General features: G+C 63.3%; 17 protein-coding genes. 6 read left to right on the forward strand and 11 right to left on the reverse strand.

What is annotated here, in order from left to right; genetic code table 11:
* Positions 1-30: 30 nt before the first annotated feature.
* The gene (locus ACQ4L4_RS14565; protein WP_431099674.1) at positions 31-2,028 is read left to right on the forward strand and encodes a diguanylate cyclase domain-containing protein; all 1,998 of its coding nucleotides are present in this window, start codon (positions 31-33) and stop codon (positions 2,026-2,028) included.
* A 98-nt stretch (positions 2,029-2,126) separates the two neighbouring features.
* Complete coding sequence (locus ACQ4L4_RS14570; RefSeq protein ID WP_431099675.1) at positions 2,127-2,717, forward strand: hypothetical protein; 591 nt, start codon at positions 2,127-2,129, stop codon at positions 2,715-2,717.
* 3 nt (positions 2,718-2,720) lie between these two features.
* Here ACQ4L4_RS14570 and ACQ4L4_RS14575 read toward each other — a convergent pair whose 3' ends face one another.
* The 5 genes from ACQ4L4_RS14575 to ACQ4L4_RS14595 all read right to left on the reverse strand — a co-directional run bounded on the left by ACQ4L4_RS14575 (position 2,721) and on the right by ACQ4L4_RS14595 (position 6,561).
* Positions 2,721-3,236 carry a DUF1697 domain-containing protein gene (locus ACQ4L4_RS14575; RefSeq protein WP_431099676.1) on the reverse strand — a complete coding sequence of 172 codons (516 nt, stop codon included), beginning with the start codon at positions 3,234-3,236 and terminating at the stop codon, positions 2,721-2,723.
* A 185-nt stretch (positions 3,237-3,421) separates the two neighbouring features.
* Positions 3,422-4,666, reverse strand: coding sequence for a DUF445 domain-containing protein (locus ACQ4L4_RS14580; protein WP_431099677.1), 1,245 nt, complete (start codon positions 4,664-4,666; stop codon positions 3,422-3,424).
* Between the two features lie 344 nt (positions 4,667-5,010).
* Positions 5,011-5,574 (reverse strand): SMI1/KNR4 family protein, encoded by a 564-nt coding sequence (locus tag ACQ4L4_RS14585; protein WP_431099678.1) that lies wholly within the window; start codon positions 5,572-5,574, stop codon positions 5,011-5,013.
* A 53-nt stretch (positions 5,575-5,627) separates the two neighbouring features.
* Entirely contained in the window at positions 5,628-6,005 is a 378-nt protein-coding gene (locus ACQ4L4_RS14590; RefSeq protein WP_431099679.1) for a hypothetical protein, read from the reverse strand.
* A gap of 55 nt (positions 6,006-6,060) precedes the next feature.
* A complete protein-coding gene (locus ACQ4L4_RS14595) occupies positions 6,061-6,561 on the reverse strand; it encodes an endonuclease V (RefSeq protein WP_431099680.1) in 501 nt (166 codons plus the stop codon).
* A gap of 93 nt (positions 6,562-6,654) precedes the next feature.
* Here ACQ4L4_RS14595 and ACQ4L4_RS14600 point away from each other — a divergent pair, with 93 nt between their 5' ends.
* Positions 6,655-7,110 (forward strand): GNAT family N-acetyltransferase, encoded by a 456-nt coding sequence (locus ACQ4L4_RS14600; protein ID WP_431099681.1) that lies wholly within the window; start codon positions 6,655-6,657, stop codon positions 7,108-7,110.
* Positions 7,111-7,174: 64 nt separating this feature from the next.
* Here the strand turns inward: ACQ4L4_RS14600 and ACQ4L4_RS14605 are convergent, their stop codons facing one another.
* Positions 7,175-8,317, reverse strand: a complete 1,143-nt coding sequence (locus tag ACQ4L4_RS14605) for an AAA family ATPase (RefSeq protein ID WP_431099682.1) — start codon at positions 8,315-8,317, stop codon at positions 7,175-7,177.
* 322 nt (positions 8,318-8,639) lie between these two features.
* Between ACQ4L4_RS14605 and ACQ4L4_RS14610 the strand changes: the two genes are divergently transcribed.
* From ACQ4L4_RS14610 to ACQ4L4_RS14620, 3 genes are all read left to right on the forward strand, one after another.
* Positions 8,640-9,815: a Fic family protein gene (locus tag ACQ4L4_RS14610; protein ID WP_431099683.1), complete on the forward strand. Its 1,176-nt coding sequence runs from the start codon at positions 8,640-8,642 to the stop codon at positions 9,813-9,815.
* Between the two features lie 711 nt (positions 9,816-10,526).
* Entirely contained in the window at positions 10,527-11,165 is a 639-nt protein-coding gene (locus tag ACQ4L4_RS14615) for a Kiwa anti-phage protein KwaB-like domain-containing protein (RefSeq protein WP_431099684.1), read from the forward strand.
* A gap of 399 nt (positions 11,166-11,564) precedes the next feature.
* On the forward strand, positions 11,565-12,005 hold the full coding sequence (locus tag ACQ4L4_RS14620; RefSeq protein WP_431099685.1) for a DUF2779 domain-containing protein: 441 nt from the start codon (positions 11,565-11,567) through the stop codon (positions 12,003-12,005).
* A gap of 333 nt (positions 12,006-12,338) precedes the next feature.
* Here ACQ4L4_RS14620 and ACQ4L4_RS14625 read toward each other — a convergent pair whose 3' ends face one another.
* The 5 genes from ACQ4L4_RS14625 to ACQ4L4_RS14645 all read right to left on the reverse strand — a co-directional run bounded on the left by ACQ4L4_RS14625 (position 12,339) and on the right by ACQ4L4_RS14645 (position 16,178).
* On the reverse strand, positions 12,339-12,896 hold the full coding sequence (locus ACQ4L4_RS14625; protein ID WP_431099686.1) for a DUF4145 domain-containing protein: 558 nt from the start codon (positions 12,894-12,896) through the stop codon (positions 12,339-12,341).
* A 15-nt stretch (positions 12,897-12,911) separates the two neighbouring features.
* The gene (locus tag ACQ4L4_RS14630; RefSeq protein WP_431099687.1) at positions 12,912-13,166 is read right to left on the reverse strand and encodes a hypothetical protein; all 255 of its coding nucleotides are present in this window, start codon (positions 13,164-13,166) and stop codon (positions 12,912-12,914) included.
* Positions 13,167-13,186: 20 nt separating this feature from the next.
* On the reverse strand, positions 13,187-14,347 hold the full coding sequence (locus tag ACQ4L4_RS14635; RefSeq protein ID WP_431099689.1) for a methyl-accepting chemotaxis protein: 1,161 nt from the start codon (positions 14,345-14,347) through the stop codon (positions 13,187-13,189).
* A 274-nt stretch (positions 14,348-14,621) separates the two neighbouring features.
* Positions 14,622-15,335, reverse strand: coding sequence for an RNA polymerase sigma factor FliA (locus tag ACQ4L4_RS14640; protein ID WP_431099690.1), 714 nt, complete (start codon positions 15,333-15,335; stop codon positions 14,622-14,624).
* A gap of 21 nt (positions 15,336-15,356) precedes the next feature.
* Positions 15,357-16,178, reverse strand: coding sequence for a MinD/ParA family ATP-binding protein (locus ACQ4L4_RS14645; RefSeq protein WP_431099691.1), 822 nt, complete (start codon positions 16,176-16,178; stop codon positions 15,357-15,359).
* Positions 16,179-16,462 lie beyond the last annotated feature (284 nt).

Genomic DNA, 16,462 nt, shown 5'->3' on the forward strand with positions numbered 1-16,462 from the left:
CCCTTCCCCGATTTCACCGAGCTTTGACCGATGCCGCAGCAGCCCCCCGCTCTCCTGGCAAAAGCGGCCCTGCGCCGGCTGGCGCTGGACAAGCTGGAACCCACCCCCGAGAACTACGCCCGCGCCTACGCGCAGGAGTCCGGCGAACCCGCCCGCGGCGGCGCGGGCACGCAGTTGCCCGAGCGCGCGCAGGGCTCCGTCGCGCGACTGCTCGGCCTGGCCGTGCCGGATCCGCAGCAGCGCCAAGGCTTCGCGACGCAGGTGCGCGAGGGCAAGTGGGACGAGCTCCAGCGCGCGCTGGAGGGCCTGCAGCAGACGCACGGGCCCGGCGCACAGGCGGAGCAGCTGGCCCAATTGATCGAACGGATGATGCGCGGCCTGGAACGCGGCGGCCGGCAATGGACGCTGGCGCGCAAGAAGGACGGCGTGCTGCGCGTGCTGCAGAGCAACCGCAGCGACCCGCAACGACTGACCCTGCGCCTGAAGCAGCTGGTCGCGAGTTGGGACAGCGACGTGGGCGACTCGCGCGTCGAGACGCAGCCAGCGCCGCTGGATGAATTGCCGTCGACCGTCGGTACCGGTGCGGCGCCTGCCGCCTCGGCCGCGCAAGACGATGACGACGAGGACGACGAGCGCTCCGGCACGCCGACGCAGTTCTTCACCGACGAAGAGAGCGCGCAGCCGCCCGCCGAGGCTGGCGCCGCCGCGGCGCCGAATGCCGAAGGCGGCCGCTACGGCACGCTCGACACGTTGATGGGTGGCTCGGCTGCGGATGCCGCGGCGACTGCGGATGGCGCTGCGGCCGGCGGTGCCTCGGAGCCGTCCGGCCCCGGCCTGCAATCGTGGCCGGAGGTCGGCACGCACCTGAACGGCACGGTGCGGCACGCGCTGCGCTCGGACGACGCGCGGGCGCAGGAATTGATCGACGAACTCGGCGTGGCGCATGCGGAGCTCATCCGCGACGGCGCGACGCCCGAGCGCGCGGCGCAGATGGATGCGCTGTGCATCCGCGCGCGGCGCTGGCTGGACCACCGCAATCACGCGTTCACCGAGCTGGGCAAGCTCTGCGGCGAGCTGACCGGCAGCCTGACCGACCTGGCCGAGGACGACTCCTGGGCGCAGGGCCAGTGCGAGGCGATGAGCCAGACGCTGGCGCAGGGCCTGACGGCGCGCAGCATGCGCTCGGTCAGCGAGCTGCTGCACAGCACGCGCGAGCGCCAGCACAGCCTGCGCGAGGAACGCGGCCGCGCCCGCGACGCGCTCAAGGGCCTGATCAACCGCATGCTGCAGGAGCTCGGCGAACTCGGCCAGCACACCGACCGCTTCAGCGACAGCGTGGGCAAGTACGCGACCGTGATCGAACAGGCGGACTCGCTGGAGAGCCTGGCGGGCGTCGTGCGCGAGATGGTCGAGGAAAGCCGCAGCGTGCAGTCGCTGGTGCAGAACACGCAAGGCCGCTTGCGCGACGAACACGACCGTGCGACGCAACTCGCCGGGCGCGTCGAGCAGTTGGAAGGCGAGTTGCGCCGGCTGTCCAGCGAAGTCCAGACCGACCAGCTGACGCAGGTGGCCAACCGGCGCGGCCTGATCGCGACCTTCGAGACCGAACGGGCCAAGCTCGACCGCGATCCCAAGCCGCTGGCGCTGGCGCTGCTGGACATCGACAACTTCAAGAAGCTCAACGACAACCTCGGCCACGCAGCCGGGGACGAGGCGCTGAAGGCGCTGGCGTCGCGGGTGTCGGGACTGCTGCGACCGGGCGACAAGGTCGGGCGCTGGGGCGGCGAGGAATTCGTGCTGATCCTGCCCGAGGCGCCGCTCGAGGAGGCGCAGGCGGTGCTGCTGCGGCTGCAGCGCTCGCTGTCGGCCAGCCTGTTCATGCACGAGGGACGCGACGTGTTCGTCACCTTCTCGGCGGGCGTGACGCTGTTCCGCGCGGGCGAGACGATGGAGCAGGCGCTGGACCGCGCCGACGAGGCGCTCTACGAGGCCAAGCGCACCGGCAAGAACCGGGCGTGCGTGGCCTGAGGCGCATCATGCGTCCGTGGCGGCGCGCCTGACGCCGCCGTCCTGCTCGACTGCCCTCGATGGCGCCACGAACCGGTGCCGCGCCAGGAGCCCGACCGATGGACCACACCGCGATCGATCCGACCCAGTTCATCCACATCCGGATGGTGCTGAGCATGGTGGTCAGCCTGTCGATCGCGCGGCTGCTGTCGGGGCTGGCGAAGTTCGTGCAGCACCCGGGCCGGTTGAAGGTCGACGGCGTCCACCTGCTGTGGGCGCTCTACATGCTGGTGACGCTGATCCACTTCTGGTGGTGGGAATTCGCGCTGAGCCGCATGGGCCCGTGGCACTTCCTGCAGTTCGCGTTCGTGGTCGGCTACAGCGCGGTGCTGTACCTGCTGTGCGCGATCCTCTTCCCCGACGACATCGCCGAGTACGCCGGCTACCGCGACTACTTCCAGTCGCGAAGACGCTGGTTCTTCGGGATCCTCGCGTTCACGCTGCTGCTGGACGTGGCGGACAGCGCGCTCAAGGGCGCGACGCACCTGCAGGAACTGGGCACGGCCTACGGCGTGAAGACGGCGGCGGCCATCGTGCTGTGCGGCGTCGCGGCGCTGGTCACCAGCCGGCGCTTCCAATGGGCGCTGGTGCTGGTCGCGCTGGCGGTGCAGCAGTGGTGGATCCTGCGGCTCTACAACGTGCTGTCGTGAGCGTCAGGCCTTGATGCACTTGCGCACGGTGTCGACGGTGCGCGTGGTGATCTGTTTGCCGAAGGTCTTCTCCAGCATCGTCATGAACAGCGGTCCCTTGTCGTTGGGCAGGTAGTGGCTGTAGACCTCGACGCCGTCGAGCTTGCAGATCGCGGCGCCCTCGCCTTCGAGCGGCAGCGAGACCTGGCCCTCGTGCGGCTTCTTCAGGAAGGTGATCAGCTGCTTGGCCGCGGCCGGTGGATTGAAGACGGCGTGATGGTCGGCGTCGACGATCTGTCTGAGGTGTTCGACCGGCCGCACGGTGGTGCCGAAGGTCTTGCCCAGCGTGTCGGTCATCGCCTGCTCGGCGATGCGTTCGAGCTCGTCGACCGGTGCGCCGGGGTGATCGAACACGACATTGCCGCTGGAGATCACCGTCTTCACCCGCGTGAAGCCGGCAACCTCGAACGCACGGATCAGGTCCGGCATCCGGGCGTTCATCGGGCTGACACCGCGGAGGAAGGCGACGTAACGGGGCATGGTGAGATTCCGGGCAGAGGTGAAGGATTCGCGGAGTCTACGAGGCCCGGCGCTGCCTTCCACGCAAGCCGAGCAAGTCGATGGCGGTCGACGCAGTCCTGTTGCCTGATCGGCAACACGTGATGCTCAATAGACAACACCTGTTGTCGAATCGGCCACGGCGGAGACCGTCAGCGAAGCGCGTCTCAGCGCTGCGCCAGGATCGTCACCGCATACAGCAGCAGTCCGATGACGCCGCCCACCAGCGTGCCGTTCAGCCGGATGAACTGCAGGTCGCGGCCGACGCTCAGCTCGATCTGCCGCACGAGGCTGCGGTCGTCCCAGGCTTTGACGGTCGACGCGATGTGGCGAGTGATGCCTTCGCGCATGCCGCCGACCATGCGCTCCGCGGCGGACAGCACGTGCTCGTTGATCGCCCGCACCAACGCCGGATCGCGGCTCAGCCGGTCGCCGAGCGCCGCCAGCGACTGGTCCAGATGCCGCATCAGCACGGAGTCGTCGCGGCGCAGGTCCTGCTCGATGGTGGCGCGGACTTCCGTCCAGACGCCGTCGAGGTAGGCACGGACGTCGTCGCTCTGCACGACGCGGTCCTTCATCGCGTTGACCTCGCGCGCGAACTCGGGGTCGTGGCGCAGTCGGTCGATGAACTCGTGGATCCAGTCGTCGAACTGGCGGCGCACGGAATGGTCGGGCTGCGAGAGCGCGGTCTGCACTTCCTCGACCAGCTGCAGCGCGAGCTTGTCGGACAGGCTGTCGGCCATCTTGTCGACATTGGCGATGGTGTCGACGAGCTTGACGGCCTTCGGCCACTGGGTGCTGGCGAACTTCACCAGCCGCGCGGCGACGAGCGCCCTCACCTCGGGCGTGGAGAGGTAGTCGCGGAGCTTGGACAGCGCCCCGTCGAGCACGTCCTGGTGGCGGCCGGACTTGGTCAGCACATCCAGGACCGAGGCGGCCGTGCCGGTGGCGTTCCAGGACAGCGCGCGGGCGACGAGGAATTCGCCGATGGCGCGGCGCACGGCCTGCTCGTTGAGCAGCGAGAGCGCCTCCACGGCCATCGTGCGGACGGAGCCGGTGACCTGCGCGAGGTTGACGGGCTCGCGCAGCCATTGGCCGAGGCGCTCGGCGGGGTTGAGGATCTCCAGCTTCTGCAGCAACACCTCGGGGTGGAGGAAGTTGTCGCGGACGAACTCGGCGAGGCTGTCGGCGATGCGGTGCTTGCCCTGCGGGATGAGCGCGGTATGCGGGATCGGAATCCCGAGCGGGTGCCGGAACAGCGCGACGACGGCGAACCAGTCAGCCAGGCCGCCGATGGCGGCAGCCTCGCAGAAGGCCTTGAGCCAGGCCCAGGGGCCCTGGGCGCCCATGACGAGACTGACGATCAGGCCGGCGAGCGACGCGAGCAGGCAGCCCAGCGCCACACGCTTCATGCGGCGCAGGTCGGCGGCGCGGGGGTCGGATGGATTCGGTGAAGGGATCAAGGGCATCGGCGACGGGGCGGCAGGTTCGGTGCCTGGGGCACTTCCTGGCCGAGCGGGGCGATAGGGAGCTTGTATCACCTCCGGCCGCACACGCCCGTCTCGGCAGAACACCACCGCCGCGCCGGTCCGGATGGAGGCCTCGCAGGCCCGGATCAGACGGATGCAGTGGAAGGACCCCTTGCCGAAGACCTTCCACTTGGGACCGATCTCCCAGTCCGGACGACACGGGAGTTCACCCGAGACGTCGAGGTGCAATGAGGGGCCAGGCGTTGCCCGTTCGCCCGCTGGCAGCGTCAGGCGTCCTCTTTGGGAACCAGACCGCCGTAATCGTCCGAGTACACGTACTCGCCGGCCAGGACATCCGAGACGTACTGCCTCAGCCACGCTCCGAAGCTATTCGCAAGGAGCCCTCTCTCGCTCGAGTCGTGCCACATCGTGATCACCTGACCGACTTCTCCACCCTCATCCGGCGCGAGGTCGAGGCAATAGTGATCGCCTGCGCCGTTGTAGGTGAAAGGGATCCAGAGCGCGTTCCACCAGTCGTTGCGGACGCCCTCTTCCGGTTCGGACTCGATGCCGTCGAAGTCACCCGACTCGAGCAGTTCTTTCCAGACCGTCCATTGGTCCAGGATGGCGGAGGTGGACAGGAAGTCGGCGTTGTCGAACAGCCCGCCGGCCGAGTCCGATTGCCCGTTGTGGACTTTCAGGCAGTCGATGAAGTCCTGAGGGAGTCGAGCGCCGAGCGCCTGCTCCAGCGCGGAGATCTCCTCGTCCGTCGCAGGCGGGTTGAGGGAAGCCAGTCCCTCGGGCCAATGGACGGCGAGCCAGTCCTCGAATTGTTTCCAGAGATCGTTCATCAGCTTCAGTCCTCCGATGCGCCCAGTACCAGGGCTGACGAATGGATCACCGCTCAGAAGTCCCGGTATTCCCCACCCGGCTCACCGTCGTATTCGTCGGGATCCACGCCGCAAACTTCCGCGGCGTCGATGAACAGCGGGACCAGCAGCTCCCGCTCGTCGGTTTCGAGCAGGCCATCGTCGGCGGCCTCCATGACCTCATACAACCCATCGTAGAGTTGCTTCATCTCGGCCAGCACCAAGGCGTCCGTCGCCGGCTCCGGCAGAGCCTTCAGGCGATCGAAGAACGCCTGGATCTCGGCATCGATGGCGTCGGTCGCCGCCTGCGTATGCGCCGAGCCTTCCCCCTCGCGCATGGACGTCCAGTGCGCTTCGATCTCGGGCCTCTTGTCGGCCAGCAGATCATCCAGCCGTTGATTGCGCTCGCTCATCGCTCCATCTCCCTTGGGGTTGTCACGCCGCCAATGGGCGGCGCGGGGCACTCTATCAGTCCGCGTTCTTCGCGAGGCGGGCGGCGAGCTTCATGAGCGTCGGCACGCGCTTCCTGCCGTGCATGGATCGCAGTCGAACCTTGGCCGCGCCGATGTCGATGCCCGCGCAGGTCACCACCAGCGGCGGCGTTTCCTCTTCGCGCATGACCTCGAACTGCGACGACAGACCCGGCAGGCTCTTCTTCGAGACACCGACAACGGGCACCCGGCCGCCCAGCGCGTGGTACAGGTGCTGACCGAGGCCCGGCGTGTCATCGGCGTCCAGATGGACGAAGCCGTCGATCAGGAGGAGCTCGGGTTCCAGGTTGTGCTCGCGCAGCAGTTGCATCACGCAGGGCAGTTCCCGCAGGTCGAGTTCTCCGCGGACAGCCTTCTCCACATGGGCGATGCGCGAGACGTAGGTCTTCTCCGCTTCAGCGGCATCCCAGGCATCGAAGGCCACGGCGGCGGCATTCGCCTGCGCACCATCGAAATGAACAGCCACTACAAGTTTCATGCGGGGATTATGGGTCGCGACAGTGCTCGCGCTGGGCATTCGGCGGCGGCACTGCACGGGTAGCCACCGACGCGAGGCACCGACAATGCCCGCATGGACACACCCTGGGTCATCCGACGCGTCGCCCCTTCCGACGCTGATCAAGTCGCGGCGCATGGCTGCTTTCGCGAGGACGATGCCGAGCGTCGCCCCGCCTACTCGGCCTGGGTGAAGCCGCGCATCGGGTCCGGCAGCTATCTGGGCTGGTTCGCCGTCGACGACGGGATCGTCGTGGGCGGCGCCGGCGTGGTCCTGCTGGACTGGGGACCGACGCGCGGCAATCCCGGCGGGCAGATGGCCCGGGTCACGAATGTCTTCACCGCCGGCACCAATCGCCGCTGCGGGGTCGCGAAGGCGCTCGTCGTGACCGCACTCGATCACCTGCGCGGGCTGGGCATCAACGAGGTCCGGCTCGGCGCGACCGAGGACGCCCGGGAGCTCTACCGGTCGCTGGGGTTCACCGAGTACGCGGCGGAAATGCGGACGCGGTTGCAGACGACTGGGGCGTGAACACGGCGGCGTCGGCGATTGCAGCGGACTCACGCATAGCTTCTCCCCGAGTTTCCAAAGCGCGTCATAGGCGCGGAACGCCGCCGATCTTGCGGTCGTTGTAGGGCGGGACCAGCGACCGGTCGTTCCGGATCACGTCGCCGGGGATCTCATCGAGCCGATAGGTGTAGCTCTGGTTGTTGTCCTTGTTGACGAGCGTGGTGCGGTAGCGGCCGCAGAGGTCCATCACATCGTTGTGGTGCGTGCTGAACAGCAATTGCGCGATCGGCTCGCCAGGAGCCTTCTCCTGGAGGAAAAGGCCGAGCAACTTGGGCAGCAGATGGGGGTGCAGATACAGGTCAAGTTCGTCCAGGACAAGGACTGACCCCGATGCGACCACGGCGGCGATCGGCAGCATCAGACGGAAGATCTGCTTCGTGCCGGCGGACTCGGTGGCAGGCATGACCTGGCACTCCTGGCCATCCACGTCATGGATGAACACCGGGAAGAAGCGCCGCTTGCCGTCGGAGCCTTCCTCGCTGGCGATCTGCAGCCGCGTGATGCCAATGTCGCACTCCTGGAGGAACTGCTCGACGTAGACGCGGACGTCGTCGTGCTCGCTCAGCAGTTGGGCGACCTTGTAGATGTCCATGAACAGCGACTCGCGTGTCCCGCTGATGCCCACATTGAAGTGGATGTTCTTGAAGAACGAGTGGACGGGGACGAGTTCGTCGATCTGATGGTGATACGCGGCGGAGATCACCGACGCATTGCGACGGACCTTCACCCCCTCCAGCACCTTCAACCGAGCGACGGCCCTGACGCCGTCCGGCGTGCGCTCAAACACGAGGGTCTTGCGCTTACTCGACTTGAAGAGCGCTTCCCGAACGACGCCCGAAGCGGTCACATCGAGCTCATAGCGATAGGTCGCGTCGTCGATCTTGAAGTCGACGTAGAACGAGCTCGGCGCCGGATCGGCGAAGAACGGGGCGACGGGAATCTCGGCGTCCGGGTCGGAGGAGAACGACGTCGATACGAAGCTCGCCACGAAGGCCAGCGCCTTCAGCAGATGCGTCTTGCCGCTGCCGTTGGCGCCCTTCACGCACATCACGGTGGCGGCGGGCAAGTTGAGCGAAATCCGCGCTGGTACGTTGGCGTCCAGCTGGAAGGACACCGAAGCGCCCTCCTTGAAGGACAGGAAGTTGCGGAGGCCGTATTCGAGCAGCATGGAGTCTTGTCGCCACTTTCCGTCATTAGTGTCGAAAGTTTAGCAATTTCAACACCTGCAAAAGCAGAGTATTGGGTCTTTTATCCAGACTTGGCAGCGTAGCTAGAGCCGGTAGCGCGGCGCGAAAAGTGCCGTTCTGACGGCACCGGGAAGCCGCGGCGCCAAGCCGCTTTCAACTTGTCTTCAACCACGCATTCAACATCCCAAAAATCAGAATTCAACATACCGACCGTCAACAATAAATCTAAGTCATTGTCAGCAAACAGAATTTCCTGCAAGATTCAACATACCAAAAAAATCGATTCAACTTACACGACACATCATGGCGAAGTTCGTCGACCATCCACTGCGCTTGTTGAACCCCAGCTTCTCGTCGCCACTGCTCGACGTCCTGACGGATCTGGAGCAACTGAGGCGGCTTGAGATCAAGGGATCGACGCCCCCGACGGTGTTCTTCCAACTCAAGCAGGTGTTCCACCTGCTGGAGAGCTTGGCGTCCGCTCGGATCGAGGGGAACCACACGACGCTGGCCGACTACGTCGAGACCAAGTTCGCCGATCCCAAGGCGTCGGAGCCCTCGCTGGTGGAAGCAGATGCCTTGCGAGAGATCGGGAACATCGAACTCGCCATGGATGAGATCGAGGGCGCCATCACGCCCGGATCGCCGGTCACCGCGCATCTCCTGCGCGGCTTGCATGCGATGACCGTTGACGGTCTCCAGCGCGAGGGTGACAAGACACCTGGCGCCTACCGCAGCGGCGCAGTGGAGATCGCGCTGTCGGAGCACGCACCGCCTGACGCGATGCAAGTCGATGCCTACATGCAGGAGCTCATCGACTTCGTCAACCGCGACGACCAACGCAAGTACGACCTCATGAAGGTGGCGCTCGCGCACCACCGCTTCGCATGGATCCACCCATTCGGCAATGGGAATGGGCGCGTCGTGCGGCTCTTCACTTACGCGCTGCTGATCAAGTACGGGTTCAGGGTGAGCGCTGAAGACGGACGGCTGCTGAATCCCGCCGCCGTTTTCTGCGCGGATCGCGAGAAGTACTACGAGATGCTGTCCTTGGCAGACTTGGGGACCGATGAAGCGCTGGAGGCGTGGTGCACCTATGTGCTGTCAGGCGTGCGGGATGAAGTGCGCAAGCTCGACCGCTTGGCGGACTACGGAAACCTCACTACAGAGATCCTGCATCCGGCGTTGGCCCATGCGCGAGCGCGCCAGCTGATCACGGCGCAAGAAGAACGCATCCTGAAAGTGGCCATCAACAAGAAGGTCGTGAAGTCGGCCGACCTGGCCGAAGCGATGCCCGGGATGAGCAGCCAGCAGCGCACGTATCAGATCCGCAGGCTGCTGGACAACGGGATGCTGCAGCCGACGCATCCGGAGGCGCGGCAGTACACGCTCGGGTTCAGCAACAGCATGCTGCTGCGGGGGGTGATCAGGGCGTTGACGGATCGGGGATTCATTCCGAGAGCGGTGGCCGCCGCCTGAGACACATGGATGCCACTTCCGCAATTCCGCAATCCACGCCTTTGGGCGCGTGGAGCCCCCAATAGAGAACTGAGCGCGAGGATTGGGTGCAGCCGCGCAACTCAGCCGCTGCAGATTTCTCAGAGCGCGTTTCGATGCTCGCGGCCTGAAGAGGTTCCTCCAGATCTTCTTGCAATACATCCAGATCTCTTCAACCCTGATGAGAAATGCGCTTGCGGGAATACGCCAATGCGTCAAGCCAATGGTTGTGGTGCGCTGATCAACACATGGCTCACCCCTTGAGCCAGCCATCTGTCATCTTATGAGCATCCTTGAGGATTGCAGTTTGACAACATCGCCCTATCGGGGGGATTGAGCCGCCGCTTATCCTCGATCGCTTGAATGATGTGAGGGCCCTCTTGAGCTCCACGAATAAGATGCCGAAACTTGAAGTAGCATCCCACCGACACCAGCAAAAGAATGAGGCAAATGGTAGGGAGTACGTTGGCTTTCAGAATTCCAAACCATTCGTCTTCGTTGGCAAATTTGCAATCTAAACAAATTTCTAGAGAAATTTTGTTAACGAAAATCAGAACGAACAGCAGCCATAGGGATAGGAGATACATCCCAATTTTGACCAGTCGTTGAATTCGAGCACTATCAATTTTCATAGTTTCCCCACGAGCTAACATGTACGACGACACTTCTCGAGGAGAGTGACAAACAGACCGCGTGCCTTTGTTCGGCAATGTAACGACAGGTAAGAACTCCGAGCATTTGGTATTTCTTGCAACCTATGTAGTGCCCCTAGTTGGTTTCGGACTGGATACACCACGCCAGATGATCAACCTAGGAATTACGCTTTTCCTACTCGGCGCCCTATATGTTCGAACCAACCGGTTCGAGGTGTTGGCGGAAGACGTGCTTAAAGTCCTTCCAGGTTTTGACCTCATGCTAATTGATGGTGAGTTCTACGTATCCAGCCTCAAGCGATTTGAAAAAGAGTTTTCGTTCGAAGCCGTTGCAAAGAAGGCAATGACCGCCGTCGTGGACATGATTGTTCAACTGGATATGGTCGCTGACGTCAAAGGACATTTAGAAAAACTAGACCTACCAAAGCAACACGTCCTTCGCGCCAAGCACAGCCCGGTGTTCACGATGGAGTCACAAGCGATTATCAATTTTGTTAGCGAACACCCCACATACGGCTTAAAAGTTGTGGACGGAAAAATTCAACTAACTTCAAAGAAAAGTGTGAGATTTCTCTTTAAATTACTCAACGAAGATATTCTCAAATCCGAACTTACGCAGACTGTTTATGACGCACGTGCGAAGGACGTTTTCGAACCATCGGAGCATGCCGACAGTTGAGAACATAGGAAGCCAGAGCGATCAACTCAGGGATCAAAACAAAAACGAGTGCCACACGCTTCCGCGTGGGCACTCGTTTTTCTTTTGGTGGTCTGGAGATGAGAGGGGAGGTCTGAAACCCGACACCGTCAGCCCGCCTCGATCGAGTTCTTCAGCTGGCGACTGTGGTCTTCCACGGCTGCGATCTCGATCACGGCGAAGAAGCTGGCGACATCGTGAAGGAGCTCGACGGCGATATGGCGGGGGTTGCCTCCGACGCCCTCCTCCACCTGCAGCGGGTGTCAGTTTAAAACGCCCAGTTGGCCCGCTCCGGGTGAGCCCAAGAGCGGCTTTCACGAATGCTGGTCGGAGGCCTTCAAATGGACTGAGAAGGACTTCGGCGTCGGATCCGTCCTGGACTTGTGGAACTTCCGGGGAAAGGACAAGCTAATCGCGCAGGGTGTGTTGAAGGCGAAGGACGTCTCCCTCGAAGACTTGGGCTTTGACGGAGAAGAGCCTGGCATGTCCGGGATGACTGCGAAACACCGTCAGTGGTACTCGTGCCAGCCGGCATGGCCAGGCGGCGGCACGTACTTCTTCAACAAAGATGGCTACCTGGCGGCCCGGGCCGACTGGAAGTACCCGCTGCACTGCATCGACTTTGAGACCAGCGCGGTGGCGATTCCGTTCGTCAAGAACCATCGGCCGTACGAGGTCACCGCCTTCCAGTTCTCACACCATGTCATCCATGACACCGGTCGCGTGGAACCGAGCGTGCGCCGGGACCGGGATCCAACTCGATATGTTCGAGGGCGACAAATTCCGAGAGACGGAAATTGCTGTCAGCGACGTCGTGGATGAAGCGAGTAGTGCGCATGGAAGTCCTTAACTAAACGGCAGTTGAGGGACGACCACCTGAGCAATTGAATGCGGAGGGTGGGCGAGATGTCAAAACACGGATTTCCAACGTGCGATCCTCCTCACGGACAGATCCATCTCGCCCGCAGAAGCGGGACGAAAACATTGTGCAACAGCACTCGTCGGAAATACGATGTTTTGAGCATCTGCTTCGCATGATGCCAACATCGGTCGGCAAAGTCGATTACCGATTCCTGCTGAATTTTCAATGTATGCGACTCAAATCTCTAGTCGCCACCCCCAAGACAAGTGACGCAGCCCCTCCTCGGAGAAAATTCATGGCTTGGTTACCTGAGGGATTTTTGCGGGGAATTCATAGATGAACTTAAGAAGCATCTCTAAGAATAAGATCAACTCCTCCGCATCGCCGCGCGACATTAATGCAATCTCATGTGTCGCTTCGTTGCCCTTCTTCCTGATGTGATCGACCCATTGGCGTCCGTTGGGCGGAATGAAGCCGCCAGACGCCAAATACTCGACGTAAGAAACAAATGAACCGCCCGCCGTTGCCCCTTGCTCAACTGCAATGTTCATCAACATCTTTCTACTGATCAGAACGGATGCAGTGAAAGCTCCCGCAGCCACGCACGCTCTAGCTTCTTTATAAGATGAGGCTAGGTCAGTAGGAAGATGTTGGACCTCATTCCCCGGTGACACGCCCGGAACTTGTAGACCGTGCGTATCAAAATATGTTGGCAATTGACAGTGCGGGCAGATAAAGATGTACGAACCAAAGCCTTCACTATAGCCTCGCTCGCTTGCCACCAAACTAGCACAGAATCCACATTGAAACTTTTTCGCCTTGAGCGAACTCAGGTTGTGCCAATTTGTCATCAAATCCCTCGACTGTCAGCCGCAATAATTGCGCTCCGCAATTATCGCCCTTTCCAGGCATATCCCTTCTTCACAATTCGACCGATATACGAATTTAACCCACTCCCCCGCACGTGCCAGTCGCTGCATTTCAGCAATATTAACTGCACTAGTGGACGCAGTGGTATACAGATAAATCATTCCATCTTGAAACCGGACTTTGATGGAACCTTGCCCAATCTCAAAAGCAACCACTGCAGAGTCACCATTATTGTTGGCATATCTCTCCATGACGTCCTCCCTGTTAAAAACTAGAAATTGAACGCTAGACGCAAACCGCCCCAATGCCTCCCAGCAACGGTGACGGGCGCCGAAGCCTCCTTGAGCAGCACGAAGTTCCCACCGCCCATATCCCGGCGATAGGTTTGCAGAAGGAACGGTCGTTGATTCCGGGCTGAAGCCAGCCCTGTCCGGTCGTTGAAGATCCTGCGGTAGCGGCTATTGGCTGTATTCCAAGCCACGTCGCCCGCTCGCTGGGGCTGGCAGTACCGCTTGTTATGCGTCGCCACGTACCCGTTGCGGTCCACCGCGATGCAGAACACCACCTTGTCCGAGAACTTCAGCATCCGCTCCTGGACCTCCGGGAACAGCTGATCCGCGATCTGCGTGAATCTCGTCGTGAACTGCTGCGGGTCGGTCCCCGCGATCGGCTGGTACTGCTCGTCGAAGAGCGACGACGCATCGATCCGCTTCTCCTTCACCGCGCGTTCGAGCAAGCCCGCGATCTCCGCCGACGCGGTCTGTACCGCCTGGATGTACGGCGAGTCCTCGACCTCGATGCCGCTCGACGCGATCTGCTCGATCATCTGCTCGGACAGCCGCAGGAACCGGTCGCTGCACGCGAACGCCGACTCCAGCTTGCGCATCGCCTGCTGGATCTCCACCCCGAGCTCTCCCGAGCGTTCCGCCAGCTGATGCGTCGTCGCCTGGCTCTCCTGCGCCGATTTCGCGATGAGGTCGACGTCGACCTCCACATCCGCGAACGCCTGCAGGATCTTGCTCTCGCCGGCTCCTCCCGAGCCGTCCGCCCTCAACTCCCGGCTGAAGGTCCCGATGCGCGCATCCAGCGTCCCCACCGTGCCCATGATGGCCTTCGACGACGCCTCCACCTGCGCCGCCAGGTCCTTCACCGCATCCGCCACCACGCCGAAGCCGCGACCCGCCTCGCCGGCGCGCTTGGCTTCCACCGATGCGTTGAACGCCACCAGCCGCGTCTGCAACGCGATCTTCGTGATCTCGGACGCCGCCCCGGACACCTGCCGCAGCGTCGCCACGATCCCGCCCACCTCGTCGCCCACGCCCGACAAGGCCGTGCGCGCGCGCCCCACCGCCTCGCGCGTCTGGTTCGTCGATTGATTGATGCCGTCCTGCGCATGCCGGACCTGCTGCAGCTCCGAGCCCAGCGCCTGCATCGCCTGCGCCTGCGAGGTCACGACCTTCTGCGTGTCCTCCAGCAGCCCGCGGACTTCGGCCGCGTCACGGCCCAGTTTGGAAACGCCGGAGGAGAGCTCCCGGACGACCTTCGCCGTGTTGCCTTGCATCGCCGGCTCGCGAAAGCCGATGTCGGCTCCCCCCACCGACGCATCTGGCGCCACCTTCCCGGCGCGCCTGCGCCATGAGTCCCACATCGGTCGCTCCCCTCATGGTTTATGGACCACAAGAACTGCGGCCGCTGTGCGGCTCGTTTTACCAGTCGCGCAGCTTCACGCGCAATCGGGCAATCGCTTGACTGTGTAGTTGGCAAACCCGCGATTCAGTCACTTTCAGCACCGCGGCGATCTCTTTCAGGTTCATGTCATGTTCGTAGTACATGGACATGACGTAGGCCTCGCGCTCCGGCAGGTTCTTGATCGCCTCCACCAGCGCCTCGCGCATGCGGCGGTCGCGCAGCATCGACATCGGATCCGCCGATTCGTTGCTGACGTGACGGTCGAGGTAATCGTCGCTGTCGTCGTCCCCGGAGATGTCCTCCAGATAGACCAGCTGCGTCCCGCGCACCTTGCCCAGCATCTCCTGGTACTCGGTCAGCGAGATGCCCATCTCGACGGCGATCTCGGACTCCTGCGGCGGGCGGCCGAGCTTCTGCTCGAGCTTGTGCACCGCGCTCTCGATCGAGCGCTGCTGGCGGCGGTTGCCGCGGCTCATCCAGTCGCTGCCGCGCAGTTCATCGAGCATCGCGCCGCGGATGCGCTGCGTCGCGAAGGTCTCGAACTGCACGCCCTGCGCCGTGTCGAAGCGCGACAGTGCGTCCGTCAGGCCGATCAGGCCGACCTGGATCAGGTCGTCCAGTTCGACGTTGGCCGGCAGTTTCGCGATCATCTGATGCGCCAGACGGCGCACCAGCGGGCTGTACTGGCGGATCAGCGAGTTGTTGTCGAGTTGACCCTTGGCGGTGTACATCGTCTCGTCTCCAATCCGGCGTCAATGCGCAGCGAGGGTCACGCCTTGCGGGGCGCGGCCAGCCTTGGGCTGCCACATCGGCCGCGGACGCAGCGGCATCGCATCAGCGGCGCTGTCGAGCGCCGCACCCGGTACCGAGGCCAGCAGCAGCTCGCGCGCCATGTGACGCAGCTCGTGCGTCAGGGGCGCGGAGACCGGCTGGCGGGGATCCATGCAGGCCCACTCGCGCAGCACCGCGCCGAGGAAACCGTCGCCGCAGCTCGAGAGCTGCTGGGCGATCCGCTCCGCCAGGCGCAGCTGCGGGTTGCAGGCCAGCAGCAGGCTGTAGACCATCAGGCCCGCGCGCTGCGTCAGCCATTTCATGCCGGCGTAGGCGTAGGTCACGCTCTGCACGTCGGTGTCGGCCAGCAGCACCGGACGCACCTCGCGCGACACCAGCACGCGGCTCAGTTCCGCGGCGCTGGCATGCAGCAGGACGACGTCCGCGAACGGCGCCGCGTCGGTCACCGCTTCCAGGAACTGGGCGGCCGAACCGTTGGCATTGATGTAGCGCAGCGGCAGTCCGCGCGCGGTGAGGAAGGACACCTTGGCCGACAGCGGCTCCACGCAGGCCGCGAGGTCCACCGCCGCGAGGTCCGACGGCGCCGCGGCCTGCTCGCCCGCGTCCACGACCAGCGTGTGCAGGCCGAGTTCGCCGAACGCCGCGCACATGCCTTCCAGCAGCGCGCCGCTTCCCACCACATGCGGATTGCTCACCACCGGCACCACGCGCACGCGCGCCGTGGCGAACAGACGGCGCAGGCCGTCGGCCTGGTCCTTGGGAGCATTGCTGAAGTCGCGCATTGGGCTGCTCTGTGTCTCTTGCGTGTTTCCGCTCCAGCCACCATGTCCCTCTCGAAAGGAACCGGCCATTGCTGGAGCCGTTACCGGAAGTTTCGCCCCGGGGGCCACTCCTTGACCGGGAATTGAAAGGGGGAAACACCCCGCTTTTCTCTCCTGGCACCCTCACCTCGTGGACCTCTCACACAACGACGTCGAGTCGTCCCCCGCCGCAACGGAAAAAGGGGGAAGAGCCCGAGCCCTTCCCCCTTTCTAGAACTTGTGACCGGGTTTGGCAACTCCCGTCC

The sequence above is a fragment of the Roseateles noduli genome, from assembly GCF_050626985.1.
Taxonomy (GTDB): domain Bacteria; phylum Pseudomonadota; class Gammaproteobacteria; order Burkholderiales; family Burkholderiaceae_C; genus Roseateles; species Roseateles noduli_A.

What these genes read in the sequence shown, in the direction of transcription:
- ACQ4L4_RS14625 (WP_431099686.1), bottom strand. Translation starts at nt 12,896, where the DNA reads ATGACAAATTGGCACAACCTGAGTTCGCTCAAGGCGAAAAAGTTTCAA.
- ACQ4L4_RS14600 (WP_431099681.1), top strand. Translation starts at nt 6,655, where the DNA reads ATGGACACACCCTGGGTCATCCGACGCGTCGCCCCTTCCGACGCTGAT.
- ACQ4L4_RS14610 (WP_431099683.1), top strand. Translation starts at nt 8,640, where the DNA reads ATGGCGAAGTTCGTCGACCATCCACTGCGCTTGTTGAACCCCAGCTTC.
- ACQ4L4_RS14630 (WP_431099687.1), bottom strand. Translation starts at nt 13,166, where the DNA reads ATGGAGAGATATGCCAACAATAATGGTGACTCTGCAGTGGTTGCTTTT.
- ACQ4L4_RS14580 (WP_431099677.1), bottom strand. Translation starts at nt 4,666, where the DNA reads ATGAAGCGTGTGGCGCTGGGCTGCCTGCTCGCGTCGCTCGCCGGCCTG.
- ACQ4L4_RS14635 (WP_431099689.1), bottom strand. Translation starts at nt 14,347, where the DNA reads ATGCAGGCGCTGGGCTCGGAGCTGCAGCAGGTCCGGCATGCGCAGGAC.
- ACQ4L4_RS14645 (WP_431099691.1), bottom strand. Translation starts at nt 16,178, where the DNA reads ATGCGCGACTTCAGCAATGCTCCCAAGGACCAGGCCGACGGCCTGCGC.
- ACQ4L4_RS14575 (WP_431099676.1), bottom strand. Translation starts at nt 3,236, where the DNA reads ATGCCCCGTTACGTCGCCTTCCTCCGCGGTGTCAGCCCGATGAACGCC.
- ACQ4L4_RS14605 (WP_431099682.1), bottom strand. Translation starts at nt 8,317, where the DNA reads ATGCTGCTCGAATACGGCCTCCGCAACTTCCTGTCCTTCAAGGAGGGC.
- ACQ4L4_RS14565 (WP_431099674.1), top strand. Translation starts at nt 31, where the DNA reads ATGCCGCAGCAGCCCCCCGCTCTCCTGGCAAAAGCGGCCCTGCGCCGG.
- ACQ4L4_RS14595 (WP_431099680.1), bottom strand. Translation starts at nt 6,561, where the DNA reads ATGAAACTTGTAGTGGCTGTTCATTTCGATGGTGCGCAGGCGAATGCC.
- ACQ4L4_RS14585 (WP_431099678.1), bottom strand. Translation starts at nt 5,574, where the DNA reads ATGAACGATCTCTGGAAACAATTCGAGGACTGGCTCGCCGTCCATTGG.
- ACQ4L4_RS14590 (WP_431099679.1), bottom strand. Translation starts at nt 6,005, where the DNA reads ATGAGCGAGCGCAATCAACGGCTGGATGATCTGCTGGCCGACAAGAGG.
- ACQ4L4_RS14640 (WP_431099690.1), bottom strand. Translation starts at nt 15,335, where the DNA reads ATGTACACCGCCAAGGGTCAACTCGACAACAACTCGCTGATCCGCCAG.
- ACQ4L4_RS14570 (WP_431099675.1), top strand. Translation starts at nt 2,127, where the DNA reads ATGGACCACACCGCGATCGATCCGACCCAGTTCATCCACATCCGGATG.